This is a genomic window from Pectobacterium sp. PL64, from assembly GCF_022477975.1.
In the GTDB taxonomy this organism is placed as follows: Bacteria; Pseudomonadota; Gammaproteobacteria; order Enterobacterales; family Enterobacteriaceae; genus Pectobacterium; species Pectobacterium jejuense.
Genome location: NZ_CP092070.1, coordinates 2,377,150 through 2,398,132, shown reverse-complemented (window position 1 = coordinate 2,398,132; position 20,983 = coordinate 2,377,150). Strand labels below are relative to the sequence as shown.

Here is a 20,983-nt window from a genome sequence, read left to right as displayed (position 1 = left end):
TTACAAAATGCCGGTGGCTTCGGTGAGCAGCCAGATGCCGATCACCAGCAGTACCGCCCCAACGGCGACTGTCAAGCCGAATTGGCCCCAGGTTTTCTTGCCGTTGTGGATTTCGGCGTACGTGCCGTAGGCGTGATAGCACACGCCGATGAACATGCTGGCGACCACCAGTAGCGCCACCAGCAGCACGATGTCGTAGCCGTAATTGCGGATGGTTTCCATAATGCCGCCACCTGTGCCCCGAGACGGGTTTTCCAGTTGCGGCAACCCCTGGGCGAAAGACAGCGCAGGTAAGGTAGCAAGACCCATGGCCAGTACTGCATGTTGTGCGAGACGAGCGGGAGATAGGAGGTATTTCATATGGGGTTGCCCCTTTCTGGTTACGAGAGCAGGAAAAACGTCAGCACTAGGTACATCGCGAGAAAGCGTACGATGACACCAAGGAACTGACGCTGGTTGAGCTGGTTTTCTGCCCAGCCGACGTAGGCGGTTCGGATGGCCCATGCGCCCCAAAGCAGCAGTACTGCGAATACGACGCCGATGAAAACGGCGGACATTGCCGCAGGTGTAATACCGCTATTGGCTTGGAAGGCGTTGATTTGTGCGGCAGTCATGGCTTGTCCTTCAGGAAGGTGCCACCGTGTTTTGCTGTCGATTCCTGGCGGTAGTTACCATTCAGCTCGTTAGGGTCGCGCGGCTGGGCGCGGGATGGTGTGAGATGAGCCTGGATACCGGTGCGTATGCGAGCAAGGTCATCGCGTAGTCTTGGGTAGTCGAAGTAATAGCGTTCTCTTGGTTCTGCGGATGTTCTGGATACACTCTGCACTACGAGGCGTTCCAGTGTGTCGAGTTGCCTTAGTGCCGCAACCAGATCCTGGCGTTGTGTTGGTGTGTCTGCATGGGCTGTCAGTGGGAGGTTCACTAATAGGGCAGTGAGTAGCAACGGTGCGCCGAAACGCACCGCGTGGATACGGGTTAGTAGTGCCATCGCGCGATATCCTCGTTAGATCAACAATGGGGTGATCGTGGCGATGTAAGGGGGGTAGGTCTGCAAACAATGGGAACTGGATAGTATCCAGATTGATGGAAAAAGCAGTAACAATCCAGATCTCACAAATTTTGATCTTCAGGTAGATATTTCGTCTATCTCATGCAGACGTCCCTGCCTGTAACATGTACGTATTTTTTGAACGTTAATGACCAGAGAGAGTGTTATATCAGAGACGATGATGAACTATTCTCAGGTACGCAGTTGATAGGAACATCGCCGTGTTAGTAACCTGTCGCTTGTGACGTGTCGATTATCACTAGTGATTTCATAAGGGATGGCCAAGTCAGGAAGCAACCAGCAGGAGGCTCACGTATGATGATCCGACCTTCTGTGTGGGACTGCAATTGTGGATCGCATGGCTGGCCCTACAGATTTCTGCCATGCTCACTAGTGGGCGCTAAGTAATGCGGTGGTAGTGTTATCTTTATAAACATTAATGTAGTGTAGCGTCTCAATCGAGTAGCTCCTGCACCAGCATTAATTGCCTTAGTAAATAGGAGGTAGAAGTGCTGGTTTTCTTTTTATTATCTCAAAATAGATTTTGCTACTTTCAAAAAGGCATTTGCTGCTGGGCTGGCCTGATTTTTGTTGGGAACAGCCAAGCCAATAAACCTTCTTGCTTTGGGGGTTAGCGGCCGTTTTACTACTCCAGGGCATAAGGCCATAATCTGAGCTGGAACGGCAAGGTCTGCAACGATTGAAACACCCGCGCCACTTTCCACCATTTTTACAATAGTGATTATTTGGGAGTATTTGTGCTTGATCATTGGGTGAAAGTTTCCTGCGGAGAAAATTTCCTCGACATATCTCCCACTGCCGGCAAGGGTCATGATAAATGGTATTTTGCACAGGTCTGATAAGTGAATGGCCTGGCGCTTAGCCAGCGTATGATCAGTAGGCACCAACGCCACAAACTGATCCTCCACCAGTGAAATAGTATCAAAGTGGTCACTGGGCAGAACAACAAAACCTATGTCCACATGCCGTTCGGTTATCCATTGATTAACTTCGCTATCTGTTCCTTCTTCTACCAGAACGTCAATTCCTGGGTACATTTCATTGAATTTTTGGAGAATTTTAGGAAGTAACTGCAATGATGATGATATGCCAAGTGAGCCGATTCTTAGTATGCCCTGATTGACTCCTCGAATAGCGGATATCTCTTGGTGCATGGCTTCTGAAATACTAAGAATCTCCCGTGCTCTGACTAGAATACCTTGGCCTACGGTGGTGACTTCGATAGTTGCCTGTCCTCGTGTAAGCAATGTCAGACCCCATTCTTTCTCCAAATTTTTGACAGCATGGGAAACCGCCGACTGACTTATACCCAGTTCCCCTGCGGCTGCAGTGAAACTGCCAAGTTTCGCCACAAGGGCAAATATTTCCAGTTGAGTGAAGGTCATTAATAATCCTATTTTGTCATGAGTTATTGCTCATTTTACTATTATATTAAATGAGTAATAGCATTTGAGACCAGTGACAAAACAATAAACTACGGATTCTCCTATGACTACTTCAACAGCCACTACTTCGCCGACGGCAGAACGGCCCTCCTTAAGTCCCATGTTGGGGGCCAAGTTGACCTTGGTTGCATTTTTCTGGGGGGGGACCTTTATAGCGGGTCGGGTGCTGGCTCTGTCTATGCCTCTTATGACAGCGGCTTTCTGTCGTTTCCTTGTTGCCTCTGTGCTGCTGCTTCTGCTGTCATTAAAGTTAGAGGGTGGATTGCCTCGCCTGAATCGTTCCCAAATGCTTACGACAGCGGCGCTGGGGTTGACAGGAATATTTCTATACAGCGTTTTTTTCTTTGGTGCCTTGGCACAGATTCCCGCTGGGCGAACCGCATTGTTTGTTAGCCTAAATCCAATTGTGACTGCTATTGCTGCCAGTTTTATATTCAGAGAGCGTCTTGGTGCGAAGAGATGGCTTGGTATCGGTATAGCTTTGGCTGGGGCAATGATAGTGATTACGCGGGGCGACTTTCTAGGCGCTTTACACGACATCAGTCGGTCATTTGGGATCGGGGAAATGCTCATGTCGTGTGCCGTACTAAGCTGGGCTGCCTACACATTAATTTCACGAAAGGCGATGGAGTCTCTTTCGCCCGTTGCCGCAACAACCTATGCCACCTTGTGGGGGTTATTTTTCCTTCTTATGGCCTCAGTAAAAGAAATGAGCTCGATTCAATGGCTTTCCCTAGGTTGGTCTGTTTGGGCCTCTATTTTTTACCTCGGTGCAGTGGGAACGGTGGTCGCGTTTATTTGGTATTACCAGGGAATCAAGGCGGTAGGCCCATCAAGGGCTGCGGTATTCACCAATCTCGTTCCTGCCTTCGGCGTGTTGTTATCGGCTGGATTGCTTCAGGAGCCAATTCTCATTTCCATGCTGATCGGCGGCGCATTGTCCGCAGTGGGCGTTTCCTTGACGAATCGGAAATGAAATGATTGCCTCCATGTTGCTGGCTTTGGTACCGATTGCCCTACTGATTACGCTTGGGGCAGGAGTTCGGCGGTATGAATTCATCGCGGAAACGTTTTGGCCGCAGGCAGAGCGACTGGGTTACTACATCTTATTACCCTCACTCTTTCTTCATGGATTGGCGACGGCGGACCTGTCTGGATTGCCTGTGCTGACAATGGTGAGCTCCCTGGTGCTGTCGACCGTGGCTGTGGCAAGTCTTATAGTGATTTTTCGCTGGTGGCTGCCAGTGACTGACCCCGCTTTCACTTCCGTGTTCCAAGGAGGAGTGCGATTCAATAACTATGTGGGCGTATCGGTCGCAGCAGGGCTGTTCGGAGCCCAGGGGATCGCGCTGGCAGCGGTCGCCAATGCGGCGATTGTGCCAACGGTCAATATTCTGTGTGTGCTCGTTTTTGCGCGCTACTGCAATCGTGGTTTCTTTTCTGTGAAAAGCATAATACAGCAACTCATGAGCAATCCCCTAGTGGCAGCGTGCCTCATTGGTATCATCCTGCAGGTAACAGGCTGGGGGCTGCCGGGTGGCATTGAACCTGCTCTTAAAGCATTGGGGCAGGCTTCCCTGCCTCTGGGCTTGCTATGCGTCGGGGCAGCCTTGGACTTCTCCTCGGTTCGAAAATGGGTGTGTCCAGTGTTGCTTTCATCCCTGGCAAAGTTTGTTCTCATGCCATTGGCAACTCTGGGTGCTTGCTATGCCTTGGACCTGCAAGGACCGGCCGCTGTGGCTGCCTTGCTCTTTCAGACGCTACCCACTGCCTCTTCGTCATACATCATGGCGCGCCAACTTGGAGGGGATGCCCCACTTATGGCCGGAATAATTGCCAGCCAAACCCTTTTGGCTGGCTTGGCTCTGCCGTTTGCTGTGTCGTGTTTGTCCGGTTGGACGTAGGGGCTTGTCTATTGAGGGGCAGGACCTATTACACGTTCGCAACGAGGGTTGATCGAGCAGTCTTAATTTAAGACGAATAAGGTATTTTTCGTTGCGATAGCACCTGCACTGGTTCTTTTGCCGTCCTCACAAATATTTCTTGAAACTACTCGCTGTCAGCGCCACAGCAACGCCCAGCAATGCAGCGCCGGGCAGCAGAATCATCAGCGGATGAACCGATACCGGCAGTGCCAGATAGGTTACCCAGGGCAGCACAGCCAGCGGCAGTAACGCGGCCTTTGCCCTGTGGTAAACAAAGCCTGATTCCCGGCCCGCGCCAAACCTGCGCACATCACGCCGTACCAGGCCATCAACCAGGCCCACAAACACAGCCATGACAATGAGCGGCAATGTCAGTACCAGCACCAGCAAGCGCACCATGAACGTCAGCGTGGTGAAGGCTGCGGCGATCAAATAGTTTTCCGACCATACATAGACTTGGCTCACAAAGTAGCGGAAGTCGCGTCTGGGTATCTGGCTGGGAACACGCGCACGCTCGGCGGTCTGCTTCATGCGCTCAAGCAGTCCGGTTTTGACGAACATCCATTCATATCCGGTATCGACAATCTGGTGTGCCGTGCGGCCCGGCTCCTGCACGATGACGCTGCGGATAAAGTTATTCGACAGGTGTCCCAATTCGTACTGCAGCATCGCCTGCGAGTGTTGCCAGCCCTGGTCTTTCCAGAAAAGATGCATTCCAGCGCATTCCACGATGATTGAAATCAGCAATGAGCCAATCAGCACACCCACTAACCTGAATGGCAAGGTGATGAAACTGGCCAGCAGGCTTTTCCGGCGTGTCTGCTGATGTTGTGCCGTGGCCGCTGGATCGCTCATGGCGCTTTACTCTCGTCGATAATATGGTCGGCATCCTCATCAAGCAGTTCAGGCGGTAGCGCTTGCTCCTGTAGCGTAGGCGAGCCTTGGTTCTGCCACCATTGACCGGTATCGGTGTAGCTTTGACGCATGTAACCTGCCAATTGCTGAAGATCCGTCGGCATGATTTCATCTGGATCGGGGGCGGGCAGGGGCATGCGGACTTTCCACAGGTTGCCGCCTTGAAGCAGAGCAAAGCATTGCCCTTTCGGAAGTTGAACCACATGGGACGGCTCAATCATCGGCACGCTCGACATGCTGATGCGATCCTGTGTGTTGCTGGTGAAGTCGGTTTTGGCGTGGATGTCGGAGCTGTCTGTCGCGCCGCTGACCACTGTCGTCGTGTAGACCTCCACCTTGGGCAACTGTTTTGTGAGCAGTTCGGCGGTGGCTGTCTCGCGCACGCGCAGCATGAACAGGTTGTTGAAATTGCCGACGACTTGACCGGCTTTGGCGCGATTGCCGATGCGGGCTTCAATATCGCTCAGTGTCTGAGTGTAAGCGGTGACCTGGATGCCGGCACCGCCGCCTTTGTTGATCATCGGGATGAATTCGTCGCCCATCAGTTCATTGAATTCATCGGCATGAACATTGATTGGTACTTTGGTGTCAGCCGATGCACCGGGCAGGCCATCGTCGATGCCGAATTTATAGATGTGTCCGGCCATCGAGACCATATCGCTGAACATCGAGTTGCCCACCGCAGCGGCGACTTCGGCATCGGAGAGCGCATCGAGTCCGACGTAGACGACCGCGCGTTTCCTGATGATCTGCATCCAGTCGAAAATCGGCCTGGGATCGCTCAGATCCGAGTAGTTCGGTGCCAGCAACTGGGCGATTTTGCCGCTGGTGAGTTTTTCAAGCAGAGGCAGCAGGCTGGCGACGATCTTGTCAAAGTACGTTTTGTCGTAGCGAACCGCTGATCTCAGTCCGTCCAGTACGGGATCGTAGTTGCGGGCCTGACTGAGGTATTGTTCAAGGGCGACCACGCGCTTTTCGCGACCGATCATGTTCCTAGGAATGTTCTTCTCGTTGAGCTTGGCTTCAATCTGGACGATGACCTCCCAGGCTTTCGGTTCTGTGCGGGCGAAGTAATGTTGGGCGTACTCGATGAACAATGCATCGATATTGATGACATGGCGCTGGATCAGCAGGTAGTCAGGTCGTTGCCCCAGCTCGATCAATGCGCGTGCAATCACATTGACGAATCTCCAGGCAAATTCTCTGAATGCAGCAGAGTTACCCTCTCCGGAAAGCTGCCCTGCGATGCGGGTCGCGACTTCGCTGATGCGACCAAAACGTCCCACCGCGTTGTAACGAGCGCTGATCTCCGGCCACCCCAGATGAAACACGTAGAACGCATTCTCTCTGCCTGCACGTCTGGACTCGACGAACATTCTCTTGAGCAGATCCGCGTCGCCTTTAGGATCGAAAACAATGACCACTTCGTGCTCGTCCAGGTGATTCTTTCGACGGATATCCTGGGTGATGAATAATTCAGCCAGGCGCGTTTTGCCTACGCGCGTGGTGCCCAGTACCAGGGAGTGGCCGACACGCTCACCCAAGGGCAGGCTGACGTCCACCTCGTCAGGCTCAATACCATGCAGACGCGGTAAGCCGCCAACGGGCGGTAATGGCCGCACCGGATTGAGCGGTATATTCCAGGTCGTAAGACGGGGTAGTTGCGATAATAGGAATGGTGCGAATTCCAGTCGCTCCTCCAGACGTCGGGCCAACTGGTAGGCGGATGTCGGCTCGACATAACGCCTGAACTCAGGTCGGTAGGTTTGCATCAACCGGTGAGTGTGTTTCTGCTCCCAACGGAATCCTTTGCCAATGAACAAGCGTTGTTGGCTGACTGGCACGTCGCGGCTGGTCATCACGTAACGTGGCAGGCGACGGATATTGCGTCGGTAGCGCAGGATCACCTGTGCATCGCGCCAGCGCAGTGTGCCAAAAATCCCGAAGGCCAGTGCGCTGCCGATGCCTATGTCCGGACTCAACGCGAGAGACCATGGTGCCGTCAGGCACAGCAATGCGGCTCCGGCACAAACCGCAACGGTATAGAGTTCTACGGGTGGACGCAGCAGTACCTCGACTGGCTGAGACTGTGCCATTGTGTTATTGCTCAATTCCCGTGCTGGTGATGAGCACGGGGTAATGCCGCAGGCCAAGTCGCTCAGTCAGGTCATCGGCCGCCACTGGCGCGAACTGCAAATTTGGTGCGATAGCACGCAGGCGTGCCAGGCCGTCTTTGGTCTCGACGTTGACCACCAGGCCGATGGCACCTCGTTCGTGAAGTAATACGCTTTGGCGCTGCAGCCATGCATAGGATGCCTCATCGTCGCCGACCAGAAAGAACGGTTGCAGGCCCGGTGCATCGATGCCCCTGCGTGTTACGGTGCCAGGGGAGAGCTTCGGGCTGCGTACTGGCAGCATGTCTGCTTCGGTTGCTGGATTTACCTGCATCGGTGGCATGGCAATGGGAGGGCGTGGGGTATCGGGTGAGCGTACCTGAAGGTTGAGCGCCTCGTAGTACGGCAGCGCAGATGCCCCGCCGTGGTCTTCCACCACGATCGGCGGCTGTGCTGCGTGAATCAACGGCGATACGGTGGCCAGTGTCAGGAACAGGCTGTATGACGTCTTAATATGGATCATCATGGGGTGGTTTCCTTGCTGAGAATGGTGGGGACAGTTTGCTGCGGCCCCAATACGCGTTGAAGGTGTTGCGACACACTGCGCCGGTAGCGTGCCGCAGGCGCACCTCCAGCAGGCCGGTGGTAGCGACCCATTGCCAGAAGCCAGTCCTCGCCGGGAATATGCTGCTCCTTGAGGATCTGTGCCGCGATCGTCAGGTTGTTGTACGGATCGAGTAAGTCGCAGGGCTGGCGGTAGCGGTGCTTTTGCCAACCGAGATTGATCTGCCCCAGGCCTACGTCAATGCGGGTAAGTGGTATGTCTTGCAGAGCCTGGTGTATTCCTGCACAGGCCTGCGCCTGGCTGGTGTATCGGCGAGACTGGCCTACCACATTCAGCGACCACGGCCACGGCACGATACGTTCTGCACGGCGCACACCACTTTCCTGCAGCGCCACCGCATAAAGGACGACAGAGGGAATACCCGCGCGTTGAGCCGCCAACTGGTAGGCCGGTGGGGGGATCTCCTGGGCTCGAGCCAGACTGGCCATCAGTATGCTTACCAACAGTGTCCAACTTCGTTGCATGGATGTCAGGGCTGACGCTGCCATTGACCATTTACCTGTCTGATACTGGCGGGCAGGTCTCCGGACAGCCCAAGAGACAACCAGCGACCTGCGTCGTGGTTCAGTGTGATGGTGCTATTGCGTACCAGCTCTGGGTCAATCTGTGCGTGTCTGGCCCAATCCCGGATGCGCACGTCGTCCTGATGTGAACCGACCATATACAGGTCGAAGGGCGTGCTGGAGGCCTGTAAGCGCTGCACAAGTTGGGTGCATGGCTGGCAATTCTCCTTGACGAACACCGCCGTGCGTCCGTTTCCAATTACTGTGTTTCTGTTGAGTCCGGCATCAGGCAAATTTACCCGCAACAGGTCGGGATTCTGTCTTTGCCAGGCTTCGTCGTACGCTCGCTGATAGGCCAGAAGTTTTTCAACACGACGTGCTTCTGCCTGTACTTGTAGTTCGGCATAGCGTTGTCGCTCGTCGTCACTGCGGGCCTCAATACCCAGTGCGGATAGTGGGTCGAGGTTGGGTGAGTAAGTGCCAAGGGGCCCTTCCATGAGTTCGCGATAGCGTAACCATTCGTCAGCGTTCAAGCCCCAGTCCTGCGCCAGGCGTTCGTCCCGGAGCTGTTCGACCTGGGTCGGTACGATACGGGATTGCATCGTGGTGGAGGGCTGTGCCATCGTGGACATTGTCAGAGTGGTCAGTGTGGTAGTGAGGAGGATCGTCATCAGACGTTTCATTGTCTTCTCCATCAGGGGATCGTCAGGCGTCGTGTCTGCCCGGCACGGCTGAAAATTGCGGTGTCGCCATCGATGGTTTCCAGTCGCCACTGGCTCACGGCTTCACCAGGTAATACAAGCTGGATTTGCTCAGGTGCGGGTTCTCCACTGGCCGGCGCAATCGATACCATGCGTTGTCCAGCGCGCAGCTCCAGACCCAGGATGCGAAACGGGAATGGCATTTTCTTGGGCGTGGTAACAGCAGGATTGGTGGTGCGGCTGGTGGTTGGGGCGCTTTGAATGGCTGCTTTCTGTTGAGACTTGAGTTGCGCCAGCTCATCACGAAGCGTTTGCACGACTTGTGTGGAGGCGTAGTTTTCCTGCGTTTGCTCCATCTGAGCGATACGAGTTTCCAGACTGTGTTGCATGCTTCGTAAGGCTGTTGCACTGGCTGGGTCCGGGCGTGCTTCAAGGGCCTGTATGCTGTCGGCCAGCTCTGTCAGCAGACCTTCCAGTACCTGAATCTGTTGCAGGCTGGAATCCGCCTGTTCGCGTTTGACCAGATCGGCTGTTGCGCGATAGTTCAGGACGGCAAGAGCAGTCAGTACACCCAGCCACACCCAGACCAGGAGTCGGATGATCATGGTTGAGGTGTGCCTCAACGTGATGGCGGTGTTGTTCATGGTTGCCCTCCAGCAGGAGGGAGGGGCTTAACCGCCCCGGCGACTCGGGTGTCGTCATTTGCTGTGTCAGTGCCAGCGTCGATATCGGAGCGTTTGAAGCACACTTGTCGCGTACGGTTATCGACATACAGCGCCCAGAACGGCCCGGCCAAGGTAAGCAATGCCTCCTGCAAGGTCATCGGGCCGAGGTGCAGATGCGCAACGGGCAGTGGCAGTGAATAGAGTTCAATAGCAGACTGGGCTGTTTCGCAGAGCTGGTAGCCACTTCGCTTGAGCGCATGCCGCAGGCCGTCACCCACGGTAGCGCGGGAATGCTCGGGTATTGATACGTCAATCACCTGCAACAACAGATTACGCTGCGCCGCATCGGGAGCCAGTTCAACCAGGGTATAGCGTCCGTAACGTACAACGGGAATGAAGTCCGGCGTAGCGTCGGGAACCGAGGTGACCGCTTTGATGGGCGGAGAGGGGAGCTGGGCAGTGGTTGTTGTGCATCCGCTGCTCAAGGCTGCAATGATCAGCAGGTGACTGACAAACAGCCGCCGGATTGAATGTGTTGGTGACATGGTTCAGCTCTCTATAGCGATGAGCTGTTACCTTCGTCTGAGGCGTGGGGTTGATCAGCAAAGAATGCGCAATGAGCATGAGCCGTTTTGATCTCAACCGTATCTACTTCGCAGATTTGGTAGCGCCAGGCAGTATCTTACAGTTTGAGTGCTACTATTATTTTTTGGAAGATAAATAAAAAGATAGGGAGGTAGCAATGCGGATTTCTCGAGTCCGGTTAATTAATTTCGCCAACTTCTCCAACGTTGATGTTGAAACGGGTGAAAGCATTGTTATTGTCGGTGAGAACAAAGTAGGTAAGAGCAATTTTATTCGCGGCTTGCAGTTGATTCTTGACCCTGGGTTGTCCGAGCGCGATCGGCAACTGGGCTTTGAACATTTTTGGGATGGATTAGGCGAAGAAAAATTGGGGGAGACGATTGAAATTTCAGTGGATCTTACTGATTTTACTGACGATCCCCGATTGATGGCTCATCTGAATGATTGTGTTGTTAATCCAGGACCACCCATGGTGGCTCGTCTTACCTATCGCTTTCAGCCAAAAACCGAGTTAAATCGTGCCCCTGAATCGCTAAAAGACTATGAGTATGTGATCTTCGGTGGTACTGATCCCGATATGCATATTGGCGGAGCGCTTCGCCGTATGTTACCCATAGATGTTCAGGGCGCGTTGCGTGATGCTGAGAAGGATCTTTCAAGCTGGCGCAATTCACCATTGAGACCACTTATTGAGGAGCTCACCGCGTCGCTAGATGATGATGCTCGTGAGGAAATTCAGACTCAGATCGACGAGGCTCAACGGGAGCTGGCTGGTCATGATGACGTAGTGGCGACAGCTGAACGAATTAGCGAACGGTTGGTAGCTATCGCGGGTGATCAACATGCCGTTCCAGTATCGCTGGGGCTTGCTCCGGCTCGCGTTGATGCTCTGCTACGCAGCTTACGCTTGTTGCTCGACAATGGTATCCGTGGCATTGGTGATGCCAGCCTTGGGACGGCCAATCTGATTTTCCTTGCCCTGAAAAGCCTCGAGCTTGATCGTCTTGTTGATGACGGAGAACGAGACCATACGTTTTTCGTCGTCGAGGAGCCAGAAGCACACCTACATCCGCATGTGCAGCGCCTTGTCTATCGTTACTTCTTGGGCACTGATGGAGATAATCGTGATGAAAGTACTCCGCTGACAACGATTCTGACCACCCATTCCCCACATATCGCCAGCGTTACGCCAATCAGATCCATCGTTCTGCTGCGTCATGACCCGGAGGAAGAGGAGACAATTGCTCTTTCAACGGTAAATGCACCATTCACGCAGCGGGATGAGGATGATCTACAGCGCTATATTGATGTCACTCGTGGCGAAATATTTTTTTCGCGAGGTGTTGTCCTTGTTGAGGGCGATGCTGAGCGTTTCCTTGTCCCAGCTTTCGCTGATGCACTGGGTATCCCGCTCGACATGCTTGGGATCACTGTGTGTTCGGTCGGTGGAACTAATTTCACCCCGTATGTGAAACTCCTAGGGCCACAAGGGCTTGATATTCCTCATGTGATTCTGACAGACCGTGATCCAGTGAACGGCAGGCATCCACGTGTTCGCAGACGGTTCATCAGTCTCCTTGAATTGGTTGAATATGAGCACTACCGCGACTACGAAAATATGGATGCTGAAGATGTGATCGGACTTGCCAACGATTACGGGTATTTCGTTAATGAGAATACCCTTGAAACTGAACTGTTCGAAAGCGGACTGGCTGAGGAGATGATAGATGTAATCCGACAGGAACTTCCACAACTGAAGCAAGAGACTCTAAATACATTGCAGCAATGGCTGGACGATGGTGAAGTCGATCAAGGTCGGTTGTTGAAGCTAATTGAGCGAATTGGCAAAGGGCGGTTCGCTCATGCGCTGGCCTCCTCGGTGTCGGAGGATGTTTGCCCGGATTACATTCGTGAAGCACTGGAGCATATCCGCGATGCTGTCGCGTAGTGTAAGTGCAGCCTACCTAGCCCAGGCTTCCGAGTTGGCTGGAAATCCTGGTCAGTTAGCCGCGTATAACTCCCTGGGGCATTGCGTTGTGCTTGCCGGGCCTGGAAGTGGCAAGACCAAGACACTTGTACTGAAACTGGCCCGTATCTTGGCCGAGGATGTTCAGGCACCGCGTGGTGCTGCATGCATCACATATAGCCAGGAATGCGCGCGTGAGTTGACACGTCGTCTTGAAGCGCTGGGGCTCAGAGAGGCACCGAATCTCTTTGTCGGAACCGTTCATGGGTTCTGTTTGCGTCATCTGTTGATGCCTTATGGGCGATTGGCCGATCTGCCGATCTCATTTCCGCTGTCGGTGGCTTCTCAGCGTGTGGGTGATCGGTTACTGCGACAATCTGGTGATCAGCTCTTTGGCTCAGGTCATCCCCATAAGGCCATTGATCTCGGGCGGCATCGCCGTTCAGTGCTGGACCGCAACAGCACTGCTTGGCGTTCAGAGGAGGAACTCGCTGCCTGGACCGAGGCTTACGAATCGGCATTACGGCAGGATGGGCTAATCGACTACGACGACATGGTGGTATTCGGCCAGCGTCTGATCGTCGAGCATGATTGGGTTTTGCCCTTAGTTCAGGCGAAATTTCCGGTCCTCGCGGTGGATGAATATCAGGATTTGGGGGTGGCGCTCCATCGTATGGTCAACCGTCTGGTTTTTGAGGGGGGCGTGCGCTTGTTCGCTGTGGGTGATTCAGACCAGTCGATATACGGTTTTACTGGGGCCAATGGTGCGTTGCTCATGGAGCTGGCAGGCAGTGAAGGCGTTGAAACAGTTAGGCTCCAATTAAACTATCGTTCAGGTGCGGGTATCGTCAGTGCTTCTGAGATGGCGCTGGGTGAGGCTCGTGGTTATCGCGCGAATGATCCAAACCGTCAGACGACTATTGAGTTTGTGTTGTGTCCTGAGGGGATGGCGGATCAAGCGACTCATGCCATTGCACAGATCATCCCTGCTGCTTTGGCTGCTAAACCAGGACGGACGCTTGGTGATATTGCCATTCTGTACAGAGACTATCGTGCCGGAGATATTGTGGCTGATGCGGTGACCGCTGGTGGTTTTGATTATATCCGTGTGGATAACGCAGCACCTTATCGCAAGGTTGCCTTGACCAGCTGGGTGGAAGATTGCGCCGCATGGTGCGCCGGTGGCTGGCGTGTTGGTCGTCCGCAATTGCGTGGGCTAATAGACCGCTACCTCGCGTTATCATCGGACGAGATTGGATGATGCGCAAGCTCGACGTGAGGGGCAGAGGCTAACCGCGCTGCTTTGGGCTCTACGCGCCGACCAACAGCCTGCGCGTGATTTTGTCACGTCGCTGCGCAATGGTATCGTTGATTCGTTGCTGGGCACTGAGCTGGTGCTTGCAGATCAGGCTGAGCAATTGAATCGCATGTCTGCAGCGCTTGCCGAAGGTGGTGCGTTGGCGGCGTTGGATATTGTGAGTTTGGGTGGGCGTGATGGCTCACCTGATCACCTTAATCTGCTGACGCTCCACTCTGCCAAAGGCTGCGAATACGACGTGGTCATTATGGTCGGCTTGGATCTGGGCAATCTGCCGTGGCGTGGTGAGACGCCAGAAAAGCTGCGTGAGAGCCGTCGCCTTTTCTATGTGGGGCTAACTCGAGCACGGGATGAGGTTCATATGCTGTATTCTGGTTTTGTTGATGGTCGCTACGGCTCGATGCGTCAGGGGCATTCCCCATTTCTGGATGAGCTGGAGGGGCGGATGCGTGAGGCTGGTTTACGGCAGTAGGTATTGAACAGATGTCGAATATGGTTTACTACCAGTTAAAAAAACGCCAACATCCAAAGAGGATGCTGGCGTTATCGTGTGAACTACGCCGCGACAAGCTGTCGGGCCAGAGCGACTTCAATAGAGTCACCATCTTGATTAAGCACATCCAGTCCTGATTCAGGCACGTCTCCCGACGTGCTCTGAGAGACCAGAATTTTCTTCGCCATCAGAGCCAGGCAGGTCATCTGCGACGTGGCCGTATACCCCAGGTAGATCACCTTCACAGGCTGCTTTTGTCCGATACGCCAGGAACGACGTGCGGCCTGCTGCAGCGTGTACACGTTGTACCCAGATTGCATGAACACAATCGTTGGGAATTCCAGAAGATCCAGCCCCGTCTTGACCAGCTCGGGATTGGTGATGAGGACATCAATTCCTCTGTCGAGTTGTTCGGCAATCCAGTCTTCGCGTCGGCTGGCATCTACGCTCGCACGCAGTACCGCCACCTTGAAGCCCTCTTGCTCCAGCAACATCTTCAGCCTGCTGGTGGTGTCTCGCGTACCGGTGTAAACGGAATAGATCAGAGTCTTGCGACCTTTTGCTTTCTCCTGTTTGCAGATATTGATCAGTTCCCGCTCCTTGGGCATCACCTGCAGCTCATTGAACTGGGCCGGGGTGAAAGCCAGTACTTCTCGCGTACGTGGATGGCGCACGGTTTCAGTACGAAAGCAGCAGTCAGACCAGGCCAGCAGCACATTGAGCACCACGCCCAGCAAGGTAGTGTCCCGCTTTCGCAGGGCTTCCTTGAGCTGAGTCGTCAGGCTGGCAGCGAGCTTGCTGTAGGTATCACTTTGCTCAGCGTCCATCTCGACTTCCCTGAACTCTTCGTCATACGGGGGCAGTACGCCACCAATATCCCGGAGCTTGAGGAAAATCGTGAAGGGCAGAACGCAGCGAAGCACACCTTTGGGGCCGAACCCCGGCGCTTTGACTGTCCTGACGGTAACCTTCGAGCCTTTGGCGGTCTTGTGGGACGGACCATCGCTCTCGGAATAGATATCCTTGAGGACGCCGTGCTCCCGCATGAATGCCATGGCTGCAGCGTTCATACTGCCGCTGGCACTTGGTCGGTAGCCGTCTTCGATCATACGTCCGGGCAGCGCCCGGAACAGCAGATAGAACAAATCGGAAGCGTAGCCTCCCATCAGCGTGCCGGTGAGCAGCAGCGTTTTGCGGGTTTTGGCCGCAATAACACCCATGGCCTGACCTTGCGCGGAACCGCCTGTCTTGTACTCGTGGGCTTCGTCGGCGATGAGCAAATCGAACGTGCTTTGCGGCAGATACCGCTTCACAAATTCGCTGGGTTGATAACCGCCTTCACCGAAGCCGAACTCCATACTCGACATGGCGCGTTCCATGCGCTGAGCCTGCCTGTCTGAAAAGACCAATTCCCCTCGGTTGTCCATCAGGTTGATGAACTGGTGGAAGTTATCCCCCAGCATCGATGCCAGGAATGAATCGCCGAAGGTCTTCATCAGTTTGGCCGCAGTGGCTTCACCTATGGTTGGAATACGTTTCAGCGCCCGCAGTACCGCTGCGGATTGATCGCTGCCTGACAAACTACGTGGTCGCATCAGTGTCCAGAGGGCACTCTCGCAAAAACTACACTTGCGACGTACTTCCTCCGCGTCGAGTTCCAGTGCGTTGACCGGTTCGCCATCAAGATTGCGAACCATGGTGCCGCAGTGTGGACAAAGCCCAACTGTGCCGTGACGGGTGCGCTTGCGAACGAACGCGGGCTTCCAGTGGAATCCCATGCGCATGCGCACACGGCCAATGATGAAAAATTCCTGTCCATCGGCTGGCACATTCAGTTGCTCGCGCAGCTTGATCAGTTTGAGCAGCGTGTCCGGGCCGTTGAGCACCCAGACTTTGGCCCCTGTGACGGTTTCGAGAATTTCCCTGCGCCATTTGTAGACCAGGTGTGGCGGGCTGAGGACGAGAGTGCGGAGATAGCCCTCCGCATTGAGCACCGCCGCCAGCGCGATGCCGACGGTGGTTTTTCCCGTCCCCATATCACCATTGACGATAGCCGCACGCTCGCCCTGATTGACGAGCAACTCGGCCGCTGCATGCACGACCTCAGCCTGGGCGGGGAACAACTGTCGCTTGAGATTGGCCAGAATACGTTGTCGGTTTACACGTGGCACGCCGTTGTAGACCGGTGGATTAGCCCGATTGAGAGAATCGAGCAATTCATCCCCGAACTCGCTGACAAAATCCTGCATGCTGATGGAGAGTTCGTCGTTCGCAGGGTCGAACAGATCGTCTGTTGCAGATGAGTGAGTGACGGCAGATGCCGCTTCGATTTGCATGGTCATGGAGATGCTCCAAAAAATGGGGCATGCACCACCCCAGGGGCGATGTATGCCCCTGGGGGAAGAAAAGTGGACGCCGTAGCGCCGCCTTTTGGAAGGTCAGTATTCGCTGGGTAACAACAGCGTAGTAACGCTGCGATCCCACTCAGTAATGATCCAGATTTTCAGATTAGGGTTGACCTGATACGAGGGAAATAAACGGTCTTCGCCTGACGCGAGCGCGTGGTCATTCTGCCGTCGGTCATTCTCCTCCAGTTCTCCCCAGTCGCCGCAGAGATGGCGGTTCAGATAAGCGGCTGGATTGAGATGCCCTTGTTCGACCAGATTGGTGATGCCGGAGGTCATGATGATTGCCCCTGGTGAAAAGCGCAGTTTGGTCACAGTGCTGAGAAAAGTGCCTCGATTGCCATGAGATAGCTCCTTGAATAAACAAGGGGTCATGGCATGCCCAGTGGGGTGTCATGACCCCGGTGGGTGAGTGAAATGGACTGGCGTTGAACTCGGGTTCAGAGACCAGAAGATCGCGGGGGGCAGTTACCCCAGTGGGGATTAATGGATGGTGAGAATCTGTCCCAGCGTGGCTGAGTCAGGAGACAGGTCCCATGCTCTGATGACGGGCACGAACTTATCGGTGAGAATGCGCGTTTCGGCGATGGAGCCGTCATCGCGTTCGCAATACTCGGTGCTCGTCGCTTTTTGCTTGTAGGTATCCCCCTTGACTGCAAGCGTGCGACCGCTTGGGGACTGCACGACACCGGAGATAGCACCCGCCGCCAGGGCTAATGCCAGGTGCCATTCAGATAACGCACGAGCAGGCGCACGCAGCGACTGCTGCGCGGCACCGAGGTGAGTCTCGAACGCTGGCCACAAACCTCGCAGGCGTTGTACCTCTTCGGCGAACTGCATCGGCTCCATGCTGATGCGATAAAAATGCTCGGGTTCGGTTTGGGCGCTTGGCACGATATAGGGAAGCGACGTCCACTCGGGCGACAATTCTTCTACGTCCTGTTCTCCCTGCCCGATTTGCAACAACCGGGCGCGGGTGGACTTCACGTCTTCACTCGCCAGATCGCGCTGGCGAGCACGACGACCAAACAGCACCACTTGTTTGAACTGTGTATCTACCGCACGGAAGACACGCAGGTCGGCGAAGTGGCGTGTGAGCCAGCCAACCATTTCCTGGTCGAGCATATAGAACGGAATGATGAAAACGAGAATACCGTGGTACTGCAGCAAGGGCAGCGTCCGCTGGTAGAACAGCTTTTCCAGTCGGGGCCGACCCTTACCGTCGTAGCCGATGTTGCCGTTGGCATCTCTGGATAAGTCGCCGTACGGTGGATTGAGCCAAAGCAAGCCGAATGCCTGACGCGAGATGAGGGTATCCATCAGGTCGGCATGGATGCAGTGATCGACCAACAACCGTGCATGGCTGGCGCGCTCCTGATCGTACTCGACAGCATACGAACGGGTGTGATCAAGCCCGAGGGCATGGGCGGCTTCGGCAATCGCAACGCCTTCGCCGGCACAAGGGTCAATAATGCACATGGGCTCATCGCTGGGAGCCAGTGCGGCGAGTGTCCGTTCGAGCGTGGACTCATCGGTAGGGTAATAGCCATTTTTGGCAAAATTTCTGGCGAGCCGGGGAAACATGAGTGCCATAGGGATCTCCTGTCTGGCGGTGATGAAAGAACGTGCAGGAGCCTGGTAAGGCAGCGCCTGCTGTGGAACGATCAGACCACCGCGTGCGGTGTCCAGATCTGTGACGGGTATGGATAGGCCGTGAGAACGCCGTTACGGATAAGCTCGCCCAGCGCGTCGGTGAGTGCTGGCACATCCAGTCCAAGGCGAAAGCCCCGCAGCGGCCCGAGGGCGACCGGTAGCTCATGGAGCATATCGTGGCTGCGCAGCAACTCCAGCACCGGCGTTTGCCAGTGGTCGAGCAGTGGCAGCGGACATGTGTCTTTGACGAGTTGCCACAAGCGAACGGTCGGTTCAGCAGCAGAGCGCGGCAATAGTGCCAGTGCGCTGGCTGTGCTCTTGTCAGGGCAGATGCAACGCTGGTCGAACAGCCACAGATTGGTGAGCGATCCAAACAGCGTGCGGCGATAGTTGCGGGTCAGACGCTTTTCAAGGTGCTCGACCGAAGGGATGAACACAGGTACGGAGCCGCCGTGCTCTGTGATGAGGTGAAACTGGTTCAATCCATCGTCATCGCGGCCCAGTGTGAGTCGGGCGATAAATTGCTGGATGGCAGTATCCCGCGCCCAGATTGAGACAAAGACCAGATCGCCATTCTCGCGGCAGACGCAGGCATCGACCACCAGGTCAGTACATTCGTCGATACGGAACAACGGTTGCTGTAATGAAGATTCGGGCATGGTGGTGTCCTCAATAAAAAATTGAGGGGCAACACTGCCCTTGGGGCCGTGTTGCCCCGAAGGATGGGAAAAGCGCGCAGCGGTGGCTGGAGGAATCAGATCGCCAGAGATTCAGACTGGCGGTTCCACTGCTGGGCCGTGGCGTCGAACACATAGCTCAACTGGCTCAACCGCGCGACTTGCAGGCGCAACGTGCGGCGGTCAATGGTTGCGTCCAGCTTCACCGACTCACCCAGCGGCCAGAGGATGCCGAACAATGCAGCATCATCGCTATCGGGATTGTCCGAGGCCGCTACAATCGAGGAGGGCGCATCGATGCCGAATGGCGTGGTGTCGACCAGTGGGTCCTGGGGGGCTTGCACAGGGGCAGTCCTGGCCTTGGATTTGGACGTTGCGGTTGGCGTGGGTACGGGTTGAGTACCCGATTCCTCATCAAGCGGATCGACATCCTGCGTGGCGAAGGCGCGAGCCTCTGCTTTGCTGAGTTTGTCGATGCCGGACAAGGTCATGCCATCCAGGTTGGCCCGGATTTCGAATCGCATGCCGTCGCCGACAGGATAGGCTTTTGGATAAATATATCGAATCGCAAATTCACCCTCATATTTCCCTTCGGGATACTGCTCCAGTTCGGGATCTTTGACATGGAACAGCCCAAGGTGGGTGGTGAGACGACCGACAGTGAATCGGCCATTACGACTGGATATTGTGCGGATTGCGAGTTGGCCGCGAACGATGATGGGGGGAGCAGATTGAACGGCTGTTGTAGCCATGGTGAATCTCCTGAGATGCGTTGTACTGCCGATAGACCTGAAAAAAGAGACAAGACCCCACTGTGAGGTCTTGCCGATCGGCTTAGTGTGACGTGACGAGAGCGGGCTCTTCTTCTACCGAGGGTTGCGCTTCAGGTTCGGCTATGCCGGGTGTCGTAGACGGCATATCCACGCTGTGATCAGGACTTTCTGACGCAGTGGATGCCGCCGTGGCGTGCCCGGAAGAGGGAGTCTGACTGGCACTGGGATAGACCAATTGGCCATCGATCTTGATCAGGCCAATATGGATTAGCTTGGACTCCAGACTCGCTGCCGGCTCGCCAGCATGTTCTCCCTTCGTGCGAAGGTACGGATCGGCTTTCATGTCGTTGAGACGAAAGGCCACCAGTACCTTGCGCTCAGCCTCGACGGCCTGCACGCAACGGCGCACCAGGTGTTGAGCCTCCGGAGTGGTCACGATGGTGTTGATGTACCGATATTCCGGTTCTTCGACAGGCCCGGCCAGCGCACCGATGGTGCATGTGAGGAACGGGTCACCGTTCTTCGGTGTGACGTCTTTGGGCCGATTGAGGTAGCCAATGCCCCGAGTTACCAGCTCGTACTGTTCGATTATTTGCAGTGCAACAGGGTCGATCAGTTCAGCTTTCAGGAGCCGTCCCTTGAGGCTGGCTGCCGGTTCACCCTTGCGCTCACCGCTGGGGCGAATGAATGCATCACTCCACAGATCCCCCAGTCGGAACTTGACCATCGGGCGCTGCTTTGGATCATCAATGACGACATAGTGTTCGACCAGTTTTTTAGCCTCGGCACCTGTGACTTTGACATCAAAATAGCGGGTGGCCGGTTCTTTGGCAGAGCCGACCAGCGCGGCGATGGTGCAGGCCAGGAAGGGTTGAGCACGTCGGCCACCCCGCACGGGAACTTCCCGTACGCGCTGCAGACGACCGTAACCTTCAGTGTGCAGATCGAAATAGGCCTTTTCGCCTGAAGTAGAATGAGCCATGGTGAAATCTCCATTGAAAATGAAGCGGAGACACACCAGGCCCGATGGCGAGGGTGTGTCACCCCGCGATGGGTTGATAAGGCGAATGCATCCACTACCGGTAAACCGGTGGTCGTTCGCGTGAGGATGCTGTGCGAACTGGCTCGGTCATGCGTTTTTTGCCGCACCG

At 55.0% G+C, this 20,983-nt stretch carries 20 protein-coding genes and 1 pseudogene; 4 read left to right on the top strand and 17 right to left on the bottom strand.

Annotated features, from left to right (window positions below):
* The 4 genes from HP572_RS10610 to HP572_RS10595 form a co-directional block, all read right to left on the bottom strand.
* Nucleotides 1–360 carry a TIGR03745 family integrating conjugative element membrane protein gene (locus HP572_RS10610; protein WP_240585593.1) on the bottom strand — a complete coding sequence of 120 codons (360 nt, stop codon included), beginning with the start codon at nt 358–360 and terminating at the stop codon, nt 1–3.
* A gap of 20 nt (nt 361–380) precedes the next feature.
* Complete coding sequence (locus HP572_RS10605) at nt 381–614, bottom strand: TIGR03758 family integrating conjugative element protein (RefSeq protein WP_005966978.1); 234 nt, start codon at nt 612–614, stop codon at nt 381–383.
* Nucleotides 611–988: an RAQPRD family integrative conjugative element protein gene (locus HP572_RS10600; RefSeq protein ID WP_240585592.1), complete on the bottom strand. Its 378-nt coding sequence runs from the start codon at nt 986–988 to the stop codon at nt 611–613. The genes HP572_RS10605 and HP572_RS10600 overlap by 4 nt, the downstream gene beginning before the upstream one ends.
* Before the next feature lie 587 nt (nt 989–1,575).
* Nucleotides 1,576–2,454, bottom strand: coding sequence for a LysR family transcriptional regulator (locus HP572_RS10595; protein WP_240585591.1), 879 nt, complete (start codon nt 2,452–2,454; stop codon nt 1,576–1,578).
* 103 nt (nt 2,455–2,557) lie between these two features.
* On the opposite strand from HP572_RS10595, the gene HP572_RS10590 reads away from it, so the two are divergent.
* Entirely contained in the window at nt 2,558–3,490 is a 933-nt protein-coding gene (locus tag HP572_RS10590) for a DMT family transporter (RefSeq protein WP_240585590.1), read from the top strand.
* A 1-nt stretch (nt 3,491) separates the two neighbouring features.
* Nucleotides 3,492–4,418, top strand: a complete 927-nt coding sequence (locus HP572_RS10585) for an AEC family transporter (RefSeq protein WP_240585589.1) — start codon at nt 3,492–3,494, stop codon at nt 4,416–4,418.
* A 126-nt stretch (nt 4,419–4,544) separates the two neighbouring features.
* On the opposite strand, the gene HP572_RS10580 is transcribed toward HP572_RS10585, so the two are convergent.
* Genes HP572_RS10580 through HP572_RS10550 form a run of 7 tightly spaced genes read right to left on the bottom strand, consistent with a single transcriptional unit; the run spans nt 4,545 to nt 10,507 of the window.
* Nucleotides 4,545–5,294: a TIGR03747 family integrating conjugative element membrane protein gene (locus HP572_RS10580; protein ID WP_005966968.1), complete on the bottom strand. Its 750-nt coding sequence runs from the start codon at nt 5,292–5,294 to the stop codon at nt 4,545–4,547.
* A complete protein-coding gene (gene traD, locus HP572_RS10575) occupies nt 5,291–7,450 on the bottom strand; it encodes a type IV conjugative transfer system coupling protein TraD (RefSeq protein WP_240585588.1) in 2,160 nt (719 codons plus the stop codon). The genes HP572_RS10580 and traD overlap by 4 nt, the downstream gene beginning before the upstream one ends.
* 4 nt (nt 7,451–7,454) lie before the next feature.
* Nucleotides 7,455–7,994 carry an integrating conjugative element protein gene (locus HP572_RS10570; protein ID WP_240585587.1) on the bottom strand — a complete coding sequence of 180 codons (540 nt, stop codon included), beginning with the start codon at nt 7,992–7,994 and terminating at the stop codon, nt 7,455–7,457.
* Nucleotides 7,991–8,581 carry a transglycosylase SLT domain-containing protein gene (locus HP572_RS10565; protein WP_240585586.1) on the bottom strand — a complete coding sequence of 197 codons (591 nt, stop codon included), beginning with the start codon at nt 8,579–8,581 and terminating at the stop codon, nt 7,991–7,993. Before HP572_RS10565 ends, HP572_RS10570 begins: the two co-directional genes overlap by 4 nt.
* Nucleotides 8,563–9,279 carry a TIGR03759 family integrating conjugative element protein gene (locus HP572_RS10560; RefSeq protein ID WP_240585585.1) on the bottom strand — a complete coding sequence of 239 codons (717 nt, stop codon included), beginning with the start codon at nt 9,277–9,279 and terminating at the stop codon, nt 8,563–8,565. The genes HP572_RS10565 and HP572_RS10560 overlap by 19 nt, the downstream gene beginning before the upstream one ends.
* An 11-nt stretch (nt 9,280–9,290) precedes the next feature.
* Nucleotides 9,291–9,941 (bottom strand): hypothetical protein, encoded by a 651-nt coding sequence (locus HP572_RS10555; protein ID WP_240585584.1) that lies wholly within the window; start codon nt 9,939–9,941, stop codon nt 9,291–9,293.
* Nucleotides 9,938–10,507, bottom strand: a complete 570-nt coding sequence (locus HP572_RS10550) for a PilL N-terminal domain-containing protein (RefSeq protein ID WP_240585583.1) — start codon at nt 10,505–10,507, stop codon at nt 9,938–9,940. Before HP572_RS10550 ends, HP572_RS10555 begins: the two co-directional genes overlap by 4 nt.
* Before the next feature lie 197 nt (nt 10,508–10,704).
* Between HP572_RS10550 and HP572_RS10545 the strand changes: the two genes are divergently transcribed.
* Nucleotides 10,705–12,495: an ATP-dependent endonuclease gene (locus tag HP572_RS10545; protein WP_005966959.1), complete on the top strand. Its 1,791-nt coding sequence runs from the start codon at nt 10,705–10,707 to the stop codon at nt 12,493–12,495.
* Nucleotides 12,482–14,303 (top strand): annotated as a pseudogene (locus HP572_RS10540) (ATP-dependent helicase). Before HP572_RS10545 ends, HP572_RS10540 begins: the two are co-directional and overlap by 14 nt.
* 83 nt (nt 14,304–14,386) lie before the next feature.
* Here the strand turns inward: HP572_RS10540 and HP572_RS10530 are convergent.
* The 6 genes from HP572_RS10530 to HP572_RS10505 all read right to left on the bottom strand — a co-directional run bounded on the left by HP572_RS10530 (nt 14,387) and on the right by HP572_RS10505 (nt 20,814).
* A complete protein-coding gene (locus HP572_RS10530) occupies nt 14,387–16,666 on the bottom strand; it encodes a helicase-related protein (protein ID WP_240585580.1) in 2,280 nt (759 codons plus the stop codon).
* A gap of 96 nt (nt 16,667–16,762) precedes the next feature.
* Nucleotides 16,763–17,008, bottom strand: a complete 246-nt coding sequence (locus tag HP572_RS10525; RefSeq protein ID WP_240585579.1) for a plasmid related protein — start codon at nt 17,006–17,008, stop codon at nt 16,763–16,765.
* Between the two features lie 204 nt (nt 17,009–17,212).
* The gene (locus tag HP572_RS10520; RefSeq protein WP_240585578.1) at nt 17,213–18,322 is read right to left on the bottom strand and encodes a DUF6094 domain-containing protein; all 1,110 of its coding nucleotides are present in this window, start codon (nt 18,320–18,322) and stop codon (nt 17,213–17,215) included.
* Nucleotides 18,323–18,393: 71 nt separating this feature from the next.
* The gene (locus HP572_RS10515; protein ID WP_240585577.1) at nt 18,394–19,041 is read right to left on the bottom strand and encodes a hypothetical protein; all 648 of its coding nucleotides are present in this window, start codon (nt 19,039–19,041) and stop codon (nt 18,394–18,396) included.
* 95 nt (nt 19,042–19,136) lie between these two features.
* Nucleotides 19,137–19,811 carry a DUF3275 family protein gene (locus HP572_RS10510; RefSeq protein WP_240585576.1) on the bottom strand — a complete coding sequence of 225 codons (675 nt, stop codon included), beginning with the start codon at nt 19,809–19,811 and terminating at the stop codon, nt 19,137–19,139.
* 82 nt (nt 19,812–19,893) lie between these two features.
* The gene (locus HP572_RS10505) at nt 19,894–20,814 is read right to left on the bottom strand and encodes a DUF3577 domain-containing protein (RefSeq protein WP_240585575.1); all 921 of its coding nucleotides are present in this window, start codon (nt 20,812–20,814) and stop codon (nt 19,894–19,896) included.
* Nucleotides 20,815–20,983 lie beyond the last annotated feature (169 nt).